This window comes from Ancylobacter sp. Lp-2, assembly GCF_020523795.1.
Lineage (GTDB): Bacteria > Pseudomonadota > Alphaproteobacteria > Rhizobiales > Xanthobacteraceae > Ancylobacter.
Genome location: NZ_JAJALI010000005.1, coordinates 325,634 through 338,452, shown reverse-complemented (window position 1 = coordinate 338,452; position 12,819 = coordinate 325,634). Strand labels below are relative to the sequence as shown.

Annotated in this window: 15 protein-coding genes, 1 tRNA gene and 1 pseudogene; 12 read left to right on the top strand and 5 right to left on the bottom strand. The window is 68.0% G+C overall.

Translation table 11 applies throughout. The annotated features are described in order from the left end of the window. Nucleotides 1-108 precede the first annotated feature (108 nt). Both LGR54_RS15105 and LGR54_RS15100 read left to right on the top strand, forming a co-directional pair. Complete coding sequence (locus tag LGR54_RS15105; RefSeq protein WP_230362818.1) at nt 109-1,260, top strand: site-2 protease family protein; 1,152 nt, start codon at nt 109-111, stop codon at nt 1,258-1,260. Between the two features lie 127 nt (nt 1,261-1,387). Continuing rightward, a complete protein-coding gene (locus LGR54_RS15100) occupies nt 1,388-1,687 on the top strand; it encodes a hypothetical protein (protein ID WP_230362817.1) in 300 nt (99 codons plus the stop codon). On the opposite strand, the gene LGR54_RS15095 is transcribed toward LGR54_RS15100, so the two are convergent. Next, a complete protein-coding gene (locus LGR54_RS15095; RefSeq protein ID WP_230362816.1) occupies nt 1,684-1,932 on the bottom strand; it encodes a hypothetical protein in 249 nt (82 codons plus the stop codon). The two genes, LGR54_RS15100 and LGR54_RS15095, sit on opposite strands and share 4 nt — an antisense overlap. 226 nt (nt 1,933-2,158) lie before the next feature. Between LGR54_RS15095 and LGR54_RS15090 the strand changes: the two genes are divergently transcribed. The 3 genes from LGR54_RS15090 to LGR54_RS15080 all read left to right on the top strand — a co-directional run bounded on the left by LGR54_RS15090 (nt 2,159) and on the right by LGR54_RS15080 (nt 5,149). Continuing rightward, entirely contained in the window at nt 2,159-2,473 is a 315-nt protein-coding gene (locus tag LGR54_RS15090) for a hypothetical protein (protein WP_230362815.1), read from the top strand. A 159-nt stretch (nt 2,474-2,632) separates the two neighbouring features. Continuing rightward, nucleotides 2,633-4,462 (top strand): translational GTPase TypA, encoded by a 1,830-nt coding sequence (gene typA / locus LGR54_RS15085; RefSeq protein WP_230362814.1) that lies wholly within the window; start codon nt 2,633-2,635, stop codon nt 4,460-4,462. A gap of 177 nt (nt 4,463-4,639) precedes the next feature. Beyond that, a complete protein-coding gene (locus LGR54_RS15080; RefSeq protein WP_230362813.1) occupies nt 4,640-5,149 on the top strand; it encodes a GNAT family N-acetyltransferase in 510 nt (169 codons plus the stop codon). Between the two features lie 50 nt (nt 5,150-5,199). On the opposite strand, the gene LGR54_RS15075 is transcribed toward LGR54_RS15080, so the two are convergent. Both LGR54_RS15075 and LGR54_RS15070 read right to left on the bottom strand, forming a co-directional pair. Next, nucleotides 5,200-5,511 carry a DUF167 family protein gene (locus LGR54_RS15075; RefSeq protein WP_370638206.1) on the bottom strand — a complete coding sequence of 104 codons (312 nt, stop codon included), beginning with the start codon at nt 5,509-5,511 and terminating at the stop codon, nt 5,200-5,202. A gap of 13 nt (nt 5,512-5,524) precedes the next feature. After that, nucleotides 5,525-5,803: a YggT family protein gene (locus LGR54_RS15070; RefSeq protein ID WP_230362812.1), complete on the bottom strand. Its 279-nt coding sequence runs from the start codon at nt 5,801-5,803 to the stop codon at nt 5,525-5,527. A gap of 266 nt (nt 5,804-6,069) precedes the next feature. Here LGR54_RS15070 and LGR54_RS15065 point away from each other — a divergent pair. The 5 genes and pseudogenes from LGR54_RS15065 to LGR54_RS15050 all read left to right on the top strand — a co-directional run bounded on the left by LGR54_RS15065 (nt 6,070) and on the right by LGR54_RS15050 (nt 9,328). Then, nucleotides 6,070-6,145 (top strand) — tRNA-Ala (locus LGR54_RS15065). 339 nt (nt 6,146-6,484) lie between these two features. Then, nucleotides 6,485-6,826, top strand: a complete 342-nt coding sequence (locus tag LGR54_RS15060; protein WP_230362811.1) for a hypothetical protein — start codon at nt 6,485-6,487, stop codon at nt 6,824-6,826. A gap of 87 nt (nt 6,827-6,913) precedes the next feature. Continuing rightward, complete coding sequence (locus tag LGR54_RS15055) at nt 6,914-8,569, top strand: Na/Pi cotransporter family protein (RefSeq protein ID WP_230362810.1); 1,656 nt, start codon at nt 6,914-6,916, stop codon at nt 8,567-8,569. 125 nt (nt 8,570-8,694) lie between these two features. Then, nucleotides 8,695-9,120: pseudogene (locus tag LGR54_RS26045) on the top strand (autotransporter outer membrane beta-barrel domain-containing protein); the annotation flags it as partial. A 40-nt stretch (nt 9,121-9,160) separates the two neighbouring features. Further along, nucleotides 9,161-9,328: a hypothetical protein gene (locus LGR54_RS15050; RefSeq protein ID WP_230362809.1), complete on the top strand. Its 168-nt coding sequence runs from the start codon at nt 9,161-9,163 to the stop codon at nt 9,326-9,328. 74 nt (nt 9,329-9,402) lie between these two features. On the opposite strand, the gene LGR54_RS15045 is transcribed toward LGR54_RS15050, so the two are convergent. Next, nucleotides 9,403-9,801: a hypothetical protein gene (locus LGR54_RS15045; protein WP_230362808.1), complete on the bottom strand. Its 399-nt coding sequence runs from the start codon at nt 9,799-9,801 to the stop codon at nt 9,403-9,405. A gap of 216 nt (nt 9,802-10,017) precedes the next feature. Between LGR54_RS15045 and LGR54_RS15040 the strand changes: the two genes are divergently transcribed. Continuing rightward, on the top strand, nt 10,018-10,476 hold the full coding sequence (locus tag LGR54_RS15040) for a DUF4126 domain-containing protein (RefSeq protein ID WP_230362807.1): 459 nt from the start codon (nt 10,018-10,020) through the stop codon (nt 10,474-10,476). Then, nucleotides 10,476-11,864 (top strand): FAD-containing oxidoreductase, encoded by a 1,389-nt coding sequence (locus tag LGR54_RS15035; RefSeq protein WP_230362806.1) that lies wholly within the window; start codon nt 10,476-10,478, stop codon nt 11,862-11,864. The genes LGR54_RS15040 and LGR54_RS15035 overlap by 1 nt, the downstream gene beginning before the upstream one ends. A 405-nt stretch (nt 11,865-12,269) precedes the next feature. Here the strand turns inward: LGR54_RS15035 and LGR54_RS15030 are convergent, their stop codons facing one another. Continuing rightward, on the bottom strand, nt 12,270-12,776 hold the full coding sequence (locus LGR54_RS15030; RefSeq protein WP_230362805.1) for a DUF1993 family protein: 507 nt from the start codon (nt 12,774-12,776) through the stop codon (nt 12,270-12,272). Nucleotides 12,777-12,819 lie beyond the last annotated feature (43 nt).

The following is a 12,819-nucleotide window of genomic DNA, read 5'->3' as shown; positions in this document are numbered from 1 at the left end:
AAAGGCTCTAGCGTTGAAGCGCGCGGTGCGGCATGGCTGTACCGGGCCGGGCGAGAAACCGCCCTTCCGGGGACCGCCGCCGCGGAGAACTCGCATGGGAGACCTCGCATGCCCTGGTCGCTGACCGTCGGTCACATCTACGGCACCGCCGTGCGCATCCACGTCACCTTCCTGTTGTTCCTGGTGTGGATCTGGGTGGCCTACTACCAGCGCGGCGGCAGCGGCGCCGCTTGGGAAGGCGTCGCCTTCGTGGCGCTGCTGTTCCTGTGCGTGCTGCTGCACGAGTTCGGCCACATCTTCGCGGCACGCCGCTACGGGGTGAAGACGCCGGAGGTGACGCTGTGGCCGTTCGGCGGCATCGCCCGGCTGGAGCGCATCCCCGAGAAGCCCTCCGAGGAGCTGGTGGTGGCGCTGGCCGGCCCGGCGGTGAACGTGGTGATCGCGCTGGTGCTGATCCTGGTGCTGGGCGGCACCACCGGCGTCGAGCATCTGGAGAGCATCGACAACCCGCAGATCGGCCTGCTCGCCAAGCTGGCGGGAGCGAACGTCTTCCTCGTGGTGTTCAACCTCATCCCGGCCTTTCCGATGGATGGCGGGCGGGTGCTGCGGGCGCTGCTCGCCATGCGGATGGGCCATGCGCAGGCGACGCAGACCGCCGCCTCGATCGGGCAGGCGCTGGCCATCGTCCTCGGCTTTCTCGGCATTTTCGGCAATCCGATGCTGATCATCATCGCCGTCTTCGTGTTCCTCGCCGCCTCCGGCGAGGCCGGCACGGTGCAGATGCGGCAGGCCGCGCGGGGCGTGCTGGTGCAGGACGCGATGATCACCCATTTCGAGACGCTGGGGACGCAGGCGAGCGTCGGCGACGCCGCCGAGGCGCTGATCCGCACCACCCAGAAGGAATTCCCCGTCGTCGACGGCGGCGGCCACCTGCGCGGCGTGCTCACCCGCGACGCCATGATCCGGGCGCTGCAGGCCGGCGGCCCGCAGGCGCCGGTGATCGAGGCCATGCAGGCCGATATCCCGACGCTGCCGGTGCGCGCGCCGCTCGACCAGGGGCTGAAGCTGCTCACCGAGAGCCGGGCGCCGGTGCTGGGCGCGCTCGACGCCGAGGGGCGGCTCGTCGGCCTGCTGTCGCCGGAGAATGTCGGCGAGATGATGATGCTGCGCGCCGCCCAGCCGGAAGCCCGCTTCGGGCCCTGGGCGCGGCGTGGCGCCGGGCCGAACGGTCCCACCGGGCCGGGCATCGGCGCGGGATGAGGGACGCCCGGCGGTCGGGGAAGAGTCCGCCCGCGCCGCTTTCGCCGCGTGCCACCTTGGACGGTGTCCGCCGATTGACGATCCACCCGGCCCCGCTTTCCCGCCCGCCGCCCGCACAGGACGAGACATGACCTATCAAGGCCCGCCGTCGCCCTTGCCCATGACCCTTCAGGACAGGCTGGAAGGGCCGGCGGTGCTGTCGGTCTGCCTGATCGTGTCGGTGCTGCTGGGATTTTTCGGGGGCGGAAGACTGTATCCGGCCCCGCTGGCCGTCATTGCCGCCGTGTTCTGGCACGCCCGGGTCAAGCAGCGCAACCGAGCCCGCGGTGAGGGCAGCCCGATGCTGCCCGGCTATCTCATCCTGTTCGTGCTGCTGGCTTATTTCGCCTACGGCCTGGGAAGCTTCGCCGCCGACCAGATGTATTAGCGCGACGGACTGCCTTGCTTGACGCCGGTGATGCCGGTGAAGGCCGGCGGATCACTGGCGGGGAAGCTCTCATCGAGCGCCTCGTCGATGTCTTCCTCGCTCGGCGGCGTCGGCGGGGTCTCGGGAATCGGCACGGCGCCGGTGATGCCGGTAAAGGCGGGCGGGTCGCTGGCCGGAAAGCTTTCCTTCAGCGCCTCGTCGACCTCGGCCTCGACCGGCCGGTCGGCATCGGGACGTCCATTCATCGCAGATCCCTCCATCTTGCCCGCATCTCGTCCTGCAATGACAACTGGGACGATCGCGTCGCGGTTCAAGGGGCGGAGGAGCCGGCTGGGCCGGACCGCGCGATTTTGTCGGGGAACCGTGCGCCGCATCGGGCGTTTTGCATATTCGTCGTGGCCGACCAACCCACGGCGTCGCCGGCGTGCCGGCTTGCGCGGCGCGCCACCTGACGACAAGGAGGATCGCCTCATGGAGAAACGACCCGACCCGACTTCCATCGATCATGCCGTCGCCGGCCGTTCCGGCGCCGACCCTGCCGGCTCCGGCTCCGCAGGTACGAATCATGGTCCGGCCCGGCTGCAATACTGGCCGGCCTCGCATGACGTGCACGCGCCGGACCACTGGCCGGACAGCTATGAGTTCGAAACGGTGGAGGACGCCGTCGCCTTCGCCATGACCCAGTCGCCCGCCGGACGCGACGTCGCCTGGCTGCGTACCCCGGAGGGCGAGATCCTCAAGGCCGGGCAGATTCGGCGGCTCTGGGAACTGCGTCAGGCCCACTGATCGCGCATCGAAGCGGCCGGCTGGCGCTCTTGCCGAGCCGGAAGGGCGCTTTTACGCCGTGGCGGCGTTGCCTTTGCGGGCTTTGTGAGTATAGTGCGCCGCAAAATTTCCCATGCGGGTCCGAACTGCCTTCGGGCCCGCTTTTTGGTGTTTGACCTTATGAAGCTGCGCAACATCGCCATCATCGCCCACGTCGACCACGGCAAGACCACGCTGGTGGACGAACTGCTCAAGCAGTCCGGTTCCTACCGCGAGAACCAGCGCGTCGCCGAGCGTGTGATGGATTCGAACGATCTCGAAAAGGAGCGCGGCATCACCATCCTCGCCAAGGCCACCTCGGTGGTCTGGAAGGATACCCGCATCAACATCGTCGACACCCCCGGCCACGCCGATTTCGGCGGCGAGGTGGAGCGCATCCTCAACATGGTGGACGGCGCCATCGTGCTGGTCGACGCCGCCGAGGGCCCGATGCCGCAGACCAAGTTCGTGGTCGGCAAGGCGTTGAAGGTCGGGCTGCGTCCCATCGTCGCCATCAACAAGGTCGACCGCTCCGACGCCCGCTCGCAGGAAGTCATCAACGAGGTGTTCGACCTGTTCGCGGCGCTCGACGCCAATGACGACCAGCTCGACTTCCCGATCCTCTACGGGTCCGGCCGCAATGGCTGGATGGCGCATTCGCCGGAAGGCCCGAGCGACGAGGGCATGGCCCCGCTGTTCGACCTAGTGCTCAAGCACGTGCCGGAGCCCACCGTCGATGACGGCCCGTTCCGCATGATCGGCACGCTGCTGGAAGCCAACCCCTTCCTCGGCCGCATGATCACCGGGCGCATCACCTCCGGCTCGATCAAGCCGAACCAGTCGGTGAAGGTGCTGGCGCAGGACGGCTCGGTGGTCGAGCAGGGTCGCGTGTCCAAGATCCTCGCCTTCCGCGGCATCGAGCGCCAGCCGATCGAAGAGGGCGTGCAGGGCGACATCATCGCCATCGCCGGCCTCTCCAAGGGCACCGTCGCCGACACGTTCTGCGACCTTTCGGTCGATGCCCCGCTGAAGGCGCAGCCGATCGACCCGCCGACCGTCACCATGTCCTTCATCGTCAACGATTCGCCGCTGGCCGGCACCGAGGGCGACAAGGTCACCAGCCGCGTCATCCGCGACCGCCTGCTGCGCGAGGCGGAAGGCAATGTGGCGCTGAAGATCGAGGAATCCAGCGACAAGGACTCGTTCTTCGTGTCCGGCCGCGGTGAACTCCAGCTCGCCGTGCTGATCGAGACCATGCGCCGCGAGGGCTTCGAGATCGCCGTCTCGCGTCCGCGCGTGGTGTTCACCAAGGACGCCGACAGCGGCGAGATCCTCGAGCCGATCGAGGAAGTGCTGATCGACGTGGACGAGGAATATTCCGGCGTGGTCGTTCAGAAGATGAGCGAGCGCCGGGCCGAGATGGTGGAAATGAAGCCCTCGGGCGGCAGCCGCCAGCGTCTGGTGTTCTACGCGCCCACCCGTGGCCTCATCGGCTATCAGGGCGAACTGATGACCGACACGCGCGGCACCGCGATCATGAACCGGCTGTTCCACGCCTATCAGCCGCATCGCGGCGAAATCCCCGGCCGCCGTAATGGCGTGCTGATCTCGAACGAGGCGGGCGAGGCGGTGGCCTATGCGCTGTGGAACCTCGAGGATCGCGGCCCGATGATGATCGAGCCGGGCTGGAAGGTCTATCAGGGCATGATCGTCGGCGAGCACAACCGCGAGAACGATCTCGAGGTGAACGTGCTCAAGGGCAAGAAGCTCACCAATATCCGCACCACCTCCAAGGACGAGGCCGTGCGCCTCACCCCGCCGATCCGCATGACGCTGGAGCGTTCGCTGGCCTGGATTCAGGACGACGAGCTGGTCGAGGTGACGCCGAAGTCGATCCGCATCCGCAAGCGCTGGCTCGACCCGAACGAGCGCAAGCGCGAGGAGCGCCGCAAGGAAGCCGAGGGCGTCTGAGCCCATCCGGCTGCCGAACAGGCCCGAAACAATCACGGCCGCTCCCCCGGGGGCGGCCGTTTTCTTTTACGGCGGGTGGCGGCCGCTATCCACCGTCACGGGAGCTTTGGTGGATCGTCACGCGATTTCGCCACAAAGCTACTTGATCCCGCGCCCGGCTTTTGCTCCCATCAGGACATGGGCACGCTTCTCATCGAAACGCGCCGGGCCCGCCCGGCTGATGCGGCCGACGTCGCCGAGATCCACGACTCGGCGTGGCGAGCGGCCTATCGCGGTCTCATTCCCGGCGTCGAGCTCGAGAAGATGATCGAGCGACGTGGGCCGGGCTGGTGGGAGACCGCCCTGCGGCGCGGCTCGCGCGTGCTGGTGCTCACCCATGCCGACCGCATCGCCGGCTATGCCAATCTCGGTCGCAACCGCGCCCGTGGCCTGCCCTATGAGGGCGAGATCTATGAGCTCTACCTCCGGCCGGAATATCAGGGCCTCGGCTTCGGCCGGCGGCTGTTCGCCGATTCCCGCAAGGAACTCGCCAGCGTCGGCTTCGACGGCGTGACGGTGTGGGCGCTGGCGGCCAACGAGCCGGCGCTCGCCTTCTACCGCGCGCTCGGCGGCGCCAATATCGCCCGCTCGTCCGAGTCCTTCGGTGGGCGCACGCTGGAAAAGCTCGCCTTCGGCTGGGCCGGCTGAGGCTGGAGATACGCCGCTCTTCCTGTCGATCGGCGCGGATTCGCGCGGCGTCAGAGCGCCGCGAGCTTACCGGCGATCGCGGCGGTATCGCCCCGGATGCGGAAGGTCTTCAGGCGGGCGGTGGCGCCGGCGACCAGTTCCACCTGCGCCGCCGGCACGTTCAGCAGCTTGGCCAGCAGGCGGGTGACGGCGGCGTTGGCCTTGCCGTCCTCCGGCGCGACGCTGACCCGCGCCTTCAGCGCCCGCCTTCCGTCCGCCAGATCGACATAGCCTTCGACGGCGTCGCGCCCGCCGCGCGGGGTGAGGCGCACGCTGAGCATCACCCCGTCCGCGGTGAGCGTCCAGGCGGTCGGCGTCGTCACAGGGACCTCGTGGTCAGGCCAGCAGCTCGAACACCAGGTTGCGAATGAAATAGAGGCCGATGATCAGGATGATGGGCGAGACGTCGATGCCGCCGAGATTGGGCAGCAGCCGGCGAATCGGCGCCAGCACCGGCTCGGTGACACGCCACAGGAACTCGCCGACGCTGCGTACGACCTGATTCTGCGGATTGACCACGTTGAACGCCACCAGCCAGGACAGAATGGCCGAGGCGATGAGGATCCAGACATAGAGCGAGACGATGGTGTCGAACAGCCAGAGCAGCGAATACATCGCGAACCTCAAGGAGGGCGGGCGGCGCGGGGCCGAAGCTGAGGAATGCTTAAAGGCGCGGCCGCATTGCGGCAACCCCGATCGAGCCGGCCGGCGCGCTTCCCGCCTTCGCGAAGCAGCCGGCCGGCGACGACAGGCAGGCATCCGGTATTTTTACCATGAGAAGCGGCGCCGCTGCCGGGAAAACGTGTCCGCCTGTGCGTGACCCCACGAGGCTGCTTGACAGGGCGGCGGGGGCGAACGTACAAGGCGCGGCCTGATGGTGAGGGGCCGTAGCTCAGTTGGGAGAGCGCTGCAATCGCACTGCAGAGGTCAGGGGTTCAAATCCCCTCGGCTCCACCATCGGAATGACGCAGCGCTTTGATTTCGTTCGGTTAGTTCCAACGCTCCGGCGCTCCACCCCGATAGTCGTCCCGACAGGCTGACGACGACAGGCTCGGTGCCATCGCGTTCGATGCGGCGCGACCCGCCAATGTGAAGCTTCCACCTCATTCGACCGTGCCCGATCGGCCGGCTTGCGCTCGTCCCGTGTCAGGCGGCGAGGGGGCCTGCGCGTGATCGAAGATGGGGGCGGCGGAGAGACGCTCAGCGGATGCGGTACGCCGAGGAAATGGCGTCCCGAGCGTTGCAGCCACGGGTCATCGAACGTCGGGAGGCGGCGTTGGTGGTCGGAGAGCTGCGGTGGCGGAGGCGGTATCGAACATGCGTTCCCTGCGTCCGTGCGCGAGCTTCCAGCCGAGCCCGCCGGTGCTGATGAGCGCGACCGGCATTCCCCATGCTTCCCACAGGGACATGCCGCCCGGCGCCGACGCATCCATCGTCACAGCCGCTGTTCGGAACCTGTTGCGGCGCGGATTGCATGTCGCCATTGCCGACCGACCCGTCCCCCGAGGCGACGTCGACCGGGCCGATGCAGATGTCTTCCCGCCTCGGTCCGGTTCGCTCATGGAGAGCGGCGACATTTCGAAGAAGCATGAAGCATACGGGAGCGCCGGAGCGGGGAACCGTTGCGATTTCCCTTGATGATGTTCAAATCCGGCTGGCGGGTGGCGGTCCCCGTCGTGGTCGGGCGCTTGCCTCGCGAGCCGAACTGGCATTTGCTCCCTGTTCATGACCTTCCCCGCAAGCCTCATCGACCTGGCCGGTTTCATCGCGCTGCTGCTGTGGGGCACCCACATGGTGCAGACCGGCGTGCAGCGCGCGTTCGGCCCACGCCTGAAATCGATCCTCGGCGCGGCGCTGGGAGACCGTTTTCGCGCCTTCGTCGCCGGGCTCGGGGTGACGACCCTCCTGCAAAGCAGCACGGCGACAGGCCTGATGGTGACCGGCTTCGCGGCGGGCGGGCTTGTCGAGCTGGTGCCGGCGCTTGCCGTGATGCTCGGCGCCAATGTCGGCACGACGTTGATCGTGCAATTGCTGTCCTTCGATATCGCGGTGGTGGCGCCCGCCTTCATCCTGGTCGGCGTGCTGATGTTCCGACGGGATTCCTCGTCGCAGACGCATGATCTCGGCCGCGTGCTGATCGGCCTCGGCCTGATGCTGATGGCGCTCGACAACCTTCTCGACCTCATGCGCGACTATGAGGACGCGCCGGGCCTGCGCCTGCTGCTCGGCGCCATTTCCACCGTACCCATCCTCGATGTGCTGCTGGCGGCCGGCTTGACCTGGGCGGCGCATTCGAGCGTCGCCGTGGTCCTCCTGGTGATGTCGCTTGCCGCGAATGGCGCGGTTCCGCCCAACGCGGCCTTTGCGCTCGTCCTCGGCGCCAATATCGGCACCGCGATCAATCCGCTTCTGGAGGGGGCCGCCGGCGACGACCCCGCCGCCAAGCGCGTGCCGCTCGGCAACCTGCTGACCCGCGTCATCGGCGTCGCCATCTGCCTGGTGGCCCTGCAGCCGATCGGGCGCTTCATGGTCACGCTGCAACCGGTCGACGCCCGGGCGGTCGCCGACTTCCACACCCTCTTCAATGTCGTGGTGGCGGTGGTCTTCCTGCCGATTCTCGGGCCGTTCGGGCGACTGCTGACGACCATGCTGCCGAGCCGCGTCGCCAAGGCGGATCCTTCGCTCCCGCTCTATCTCGACCCCGCGGCGAGAGAGACGCCCATCGTGGCCCTTGGCGGGGCCGCGCGCGAAGCGCTCCGGCTGGCGGATGTGCTGGAGACCATGCTGGCCGGAGCGCGCGACGGATTGCGCAGCGGCGACCGCCGGCTCATCGCCGAGACACGGCGGCAGGACGATGTCATCGATCAGCTCAACATTGCCATTAAGCGATACCTCACCTCGATCGATCCCGATGAGCTCGGGCCGCACGACCATCGACGCCTGCAGGAGGTGCTCGGCTTCACGATGAACCTCGAGCAGGCAGGCGACGTCGTCGATCGCTATCTGCTGCCGCACACCTCGAAGGGACTGAAGCGCGGCCTCGCCTTGCCCAAGGAGCGGCAGGCGGAGTTGCTGGCGCTGATGGATCGCTTGATTACCAATCTGCGGACGGCCGCCTCGCTCTTCATGACCGAAGATCCTCGCGCCGCCCGACTTCTGGCCGACGAAAAGATGGCATTCCGCGACGCGGAATCCCGGGCCACGCTCCAGCATTTCGAGGGGCTGCGCGACAGCGAATTGCCCACGGCGCAGGCGAGCGCCCTCTATCTCGATCTGCTGCGGGATATGAAGCTGATCAACAGCCACATCGTGGCGGCCGCCGCCTACCCGATCCTGGAGCGCAGCGGCGAATTGCTGCCGAGCCGGATCGCGAGCAACTGAACGAGCCGGCACCGTTCCTCTCGGCCCGGCTGAGCTACGAGGCGGAGGTCGCGGAGCTGACCTTGATCCAGGCTCGCTCCTTCGCCGCCGCCGGCGCCACCGGCAATGAGCGGGCGCTCGGGGCCGTGCTGGACACGCTGGCGCCGGGGGGGCGCCGCAGAACGCGCTGCTGCTGCCCTCCGACGCGGCGGCCTCGGCGGCGCACGCGGGGGCCGCTGGGCGACCGGCGTGTCGGCGTGCTGGGCGGCTACAGCGAGACTTCGTTCAGCAACGCGGCGGACGCGGCCAATGGCGACAACACCATCGTGCATCTCGGCGCCTATGCCGGGCGCTCGTGGGAAGCTTGGCGGCTGCGGCTCGGCGCCGCCTGTGGCTGGAATTCCATCGAGACCGGCCGGTCGACGGCGATGCCGCAGGCGCAGCGCCTGACCGCCGACTATGACGGCGGCACGGCCCAAGCCTTCGGCGAACTCGCCTACGGGCTCGGGGCCGGGGCCGTCGAGCTCGAGCCCTTTGCTAGGCTTGCCTATGTGAACCTGCGCGCCGACGGCTACGCCGACCAGCCTCTACCGGTTTACGGCCGGCAGCGCCTTGTTCGACATTGCCGGGGTGCCGGTGGCACAGGACGCGCTGGTGCTGGATGCCGGGCTGGATGTGCGGCTCGCCGACCGGCTGACCCTGGATGTGGCCTATGGCGGGCAGTTCGGCGACGGCGCCACCGACCAGTCCCTCAGTGGCAACCTCAGCTGGAAGTTCTGAAACCAGATCTCCCAAAGCACGCGCCGCGGGAAGGCAGCCTTCGAGGGCGACGCGACATCGCTCCCGTCTCGGCGTTACTCGACCGAGGCGAGGCAGGGGTCGAGCATCACGTGATGGGCGTCCACCCGGCTATACCCCCCGCCGAACACGACGCTATCTCCGGGGGCCAGTCCGTTGGTGCCGTAGGTGACGCACATGACCTGCACCGCCGCCGGCTCGCACATCAACAGATAGGCCATCACGCCGTCGGAATGCACGCCGGTCAGTTTTCCCTTCAGGCCGAGCGTGATCCGATCGTCCGTCGCCGGCGCCCGATCCGCCCAGTGAGGCAGGGTCTCGCAGGTCGCGAGCGTCTCGGGATAGGCCTCGCCGGGCCGGAAGGGGCTTGCCGGATCGCAACAGCCCCCTTCCGCGGACAAGGGAAGAGCGGCGGCCGCGAAGAACATGGCCGTCAGCAGCGGGCGAGCCACCATTGCAGAACCTCCTCGTCGACTGCGGGTCTGTGGGCTACCTTCTGCGCGTGGCGATCCGATGGCATCGATCTGTCGTGAAAGCCCCCGAGGCGTCCGGAACCATGGCGGCTTGGGTACTTGCCCGAATTCATGCGCTACCACTTGATACCGTGATACGCGACCACCCCTCGGAGCCGTGCGGGCGCCCGAGGCGGCGAATAGTTCATCGGGGGATGCATGCTGTATTTTCTTGCCTCGTCGATTGGTATCGTTGCCGGCTTGCGGGCGATGACCGCACCGGCAGCGATCGCCTGGGCGGCCCATCTCGGCTGGATCGACCTTTCCGCCTCGCCGCTCGCCTTCATGGGCTATGCGTGGTCACCCTGGATCTTCAGCGCGCTGGCGCTGGTGGAATTCGTCACCGACCAGCTGCCGACGACGCCCAGCCGGACGGTGCCGCCGCAATTCGCTGCGCGGCTGATCAGCGGCGCGCTCTGCGGCGCCTGTCTCGGCGTGGCCGGGGGCAGCCTGGCGGGCGGCGCGGTAGCGGGTGCGATCGGCGCCGTGATCGGCACGCTGGGCGGGCGGTGGGCGCGCGGGCGCCTTGCCGGGGTGTTCGGCCAGGACCGCCCGGCCGCCCTGATCGAGGACGCCGTGGCGATCATCGGCGCCGTCATCATCGTCATGGTGGCGTGATGGCGGATGCGGCGCGCGGTTTCGACGCGATCATCATCGGTGCCGGTCAGGCCGGCCCGTCGCTAGCCGGCCGGCTGACGGCGGCCGGCCAGCGCGTGGCGCTGATCGAACGCCGGCATTTCGGCGGCACCTGCGTCAATACCGGCTGCAAGCCGACCAAGACGCTGGTGGCGAGCGCCTATGCCGCCCGCATGGCGCAGCGGGCGGCGGAATTCGGCGTGGTGCTGAACGGGGCGCCGGCTATCGACATGACGAGGGTCCAGGCCCGCGCGGAAAAGATCATCCAGGACGGACGTGCCGGGATCGAGAGCTGGCTGGACGGCATGGATGGCTGCACCGTGTTTCATGGCCATGCCCGCTTCACCGGTCCGCACGACGTCGAGGTGGCCGGTACGGTGCTTACCGCGCCGCAGATCTTCATCAATGTCGGCGGACGGGCGGCGGTGCCGGACCTGCCCGGCATCGGGGACGTGCCCTATCTCACCAATAGCGACATGGTCGAACTCGCCACCGTGCCGGCGCATCTGGTGGTGATCGGCGGCTCCTATATCGGCCTCGAATTCGCGCAGATGTTCCGCCGCTTCGGTTCGCGCGTGACCGTCGTCGAGAAGAGCGGCCGTTTGGTCGCCCGCGAGGACGAGGACGTTTCGGCCGCCATCCGCGAAATATTGCAGGCGGAGGGCATCGAGGTGCGGACCGGTGCCGAATGCCTGAGCTTCGCACGGCACGCGGACGGCGTGGTGGTGCGGGTCGGCTGCACTGAGGGCGCGCCGGAGATCGTCGGCACGCATGTGCTGCTCGCCCTCGGCCGGCGGCCGAACACCGACGATCTCGGGCTGGAGGCCGCCGGCATCCGGCTCGACGCGCGCGGCTATGTGACGGTCGACGATTTCCTCGAGACCAGCGTGCCCGGTGTCTATGCGCTGGGCGACTGCAACGGGCGGGGAGCGTTCACCCATACCGCGTATAACGACTTCGAGATCGTCGCGGCCAACCTGCTGGATGGCCGGGAATGGAAGGTGAGCGAGCGGCTCCCCGGTTATGCGCTCTATACCGACCCTCCGTTGGGACGTGTCGGCATGACGGAGGCGCAGGCCCGCCAGACCGGCCGACCGCTGCTGATCGGCACCCGGCCGATGAGCAAAGTGGGCCGTGCGGTCGAGAAAGCCGAGACGCAGGGCTTCATGAAGGTGGTCGTCGACGCCCAGACGCAGCGGATCCTCGGAGCCGCGATTCTCGGTACCGGCGGTGACGAAGCCATTCACGGACTGCTCGACGTCATGAAGGCCGACGTTCCCTACACGGTCTTCCAGCGCGCGGTACCGATCCATCCCACGGTGTCGGAACTGATCCCGACGCTGCTGGCGGAGATGAAGCCGGCCATGTAGGCCGCAAAATGCGCGATGCCGGCCTGCCGCCGAGCGGGCGTGACGATCACGCGGGTTATTCCTGGGGCGGCATGGAAGCGCTCTCCGCACGACAGCCGTCGACATGCGGGTGCGTCGAGCGCTCGATCGCGGTCATTCGAGGGGGGCAGGGCTCCACCCCCGCTCTGTGATCGGGAGCGGCGTCGCCGCGGTCGAGGGTAGGGGGGATCGCGGTGATCCGTTCCTCTCGCGCTCGGCCCGGCAAGCCACCGACGGGCATCGGGGCGACCGCAGATAGGCAGGCGCTTCCTTACAGGGTGGTTCCTTGCAGGGCGCCTCGCGACGACGCGGCCGCCCTGCATCGTGCGACGTGAATATTCGGATCGACAAGGCGGCACGACGGCTGGCCGTCGTGCCGATGAAGGATCACAGCGGGCCGAGAAAGTCCGATTTTCCAACCGGTACGCCGGCCTGGCGCAGGATGTCGTACCCCGTCGTGACGTGAAAGAAGAAGTTGGGCAGCGCAAAAGTGAGGAGATAGCCGCGGCCATCGAGCGTGACCTCGCCCTGACGGCGCTTCAGCACGATCTGGCGCTGCTCGCTGCCGTCGAATGCCGACGCGTCGACGCCCTTCAGATAGCTCACGGTCTTGGCGATCCGCGCCTGCAGGTCGGCGAAGCTGGCTTCATTGTCGTCGAAGCCCGGGCTCTCGGTCGCGGTGAGACGCGCGGCGCAGAACTTCGCCGTATCGCTCGCCCGCTGAACCTGTCCGGCCAGCGACAGCATGTCCGGCGCGAGGCGCGCTTCCACCAATGTGCGGGGATCGACGCCCTTCACCTGGGCGAATGTCTCTCCCTTGTCGAGGATCGCCGAGAAATTGTCGAAAGCCCGCAGAAAGACAGGGATCGACGCGTCATAGATCGAAACGGACATGCACATCTCCAGCGAGCGAGCGTGTTTCAAGGATAGCCGTCTT

What these genes read in the sequence shown, in the direction of transcription:
- LGR54_RS15095 (WP_230362816.1), bottom strand. Translation starts at nt 1,932, where the DNA reads ATGAATGGACGTCCCGATGCCGACCGGCCGGTCGAGGCCGAGGTCGAC.
- LGR54_RS15030 (WP_230362805.1), bottom strand. Translation starts at nt 12,776, where the DNA reads ATGTCCGTTTCGATCTATGACGCGTCGATCCCTGTCTTTCTGCGGGCT.
- LGR54_RS15080 (WP_230362813.1), top strand. Translation starts at nt 4,640, where the DNA reads ATGGGCACGCTTCTCATCGAAACGCGCCGGGCCCGCCCGGCTGATGCG.
- LGR54_RS15070 (WP_230362812.1), bottom strand. Translation starts at nt 5,803, where the DNA reads ATGTATTCGCTGCTCTGGCTGTTCGACACCATCGTCTCGCTCTATGTC.
- LGR54_RS15100 (WP_230362817.1), top strand. Translation starts at nt 1,388, where the DNA reads ATGACCTATCAAGGCCCGCCGTCGCCCTTGCCCATGACCCTTCAGGAC.
- LGR54_RS15090 (WP_230362815.1), top strand. Translation starts at nt 2,159, where the DNA reads ATGGAGAAACGACCCGACCCGACTTCCATCGATCATGCCGTCGCCGGC.
- LGR54_RS15040 (WP_230362807.1), top strand. Translation starts at nt 10,018, where the DNA reads ATGCTGTATTTTCTTGCCTCGTCGATTGGTATCGTTGCCGGCTTGCGG.
- typA (WP_230362814.1), top strand. Translation starts at nt 2,633, where the DNA reads ATGAAGCTGCGCAACATCGCCATCATCGCCCACGTCGACCACGGCAAG.
- LGR54_RS15105 (WP_230362818.1), top strand. Translation starts at nt 109, where the DNA reads ATGCCCTGGTCGCTGACCGTCGGTCACATCTACGGCACCGCCGTGCGC.
- LGR54_RS15045 (WP_230362808.1), bottom strand. Translation starts at nt 9,801, where the DNA reads ATGGTGGCTCGCCCGCTGCTGACGGCCATGTTCTTCGCGGCCGCCGCT.
- LGR54_RS15035 (WP_230362806.1), top strand. Translation starts at nt 10,476, where the DNA reads ATGGCGGATGCGGCGCGCGGTTTCGACGCGATCATCATCGGTGCCGGT.
- LGR54_RS15055 (WP_230362810.1), top strand. Translation starts at nt 6,914, where the DNA reads ATGACCTTCCCCGCAAGCCTCATCGACCTGGCCGGTTTCATCGCGCTG.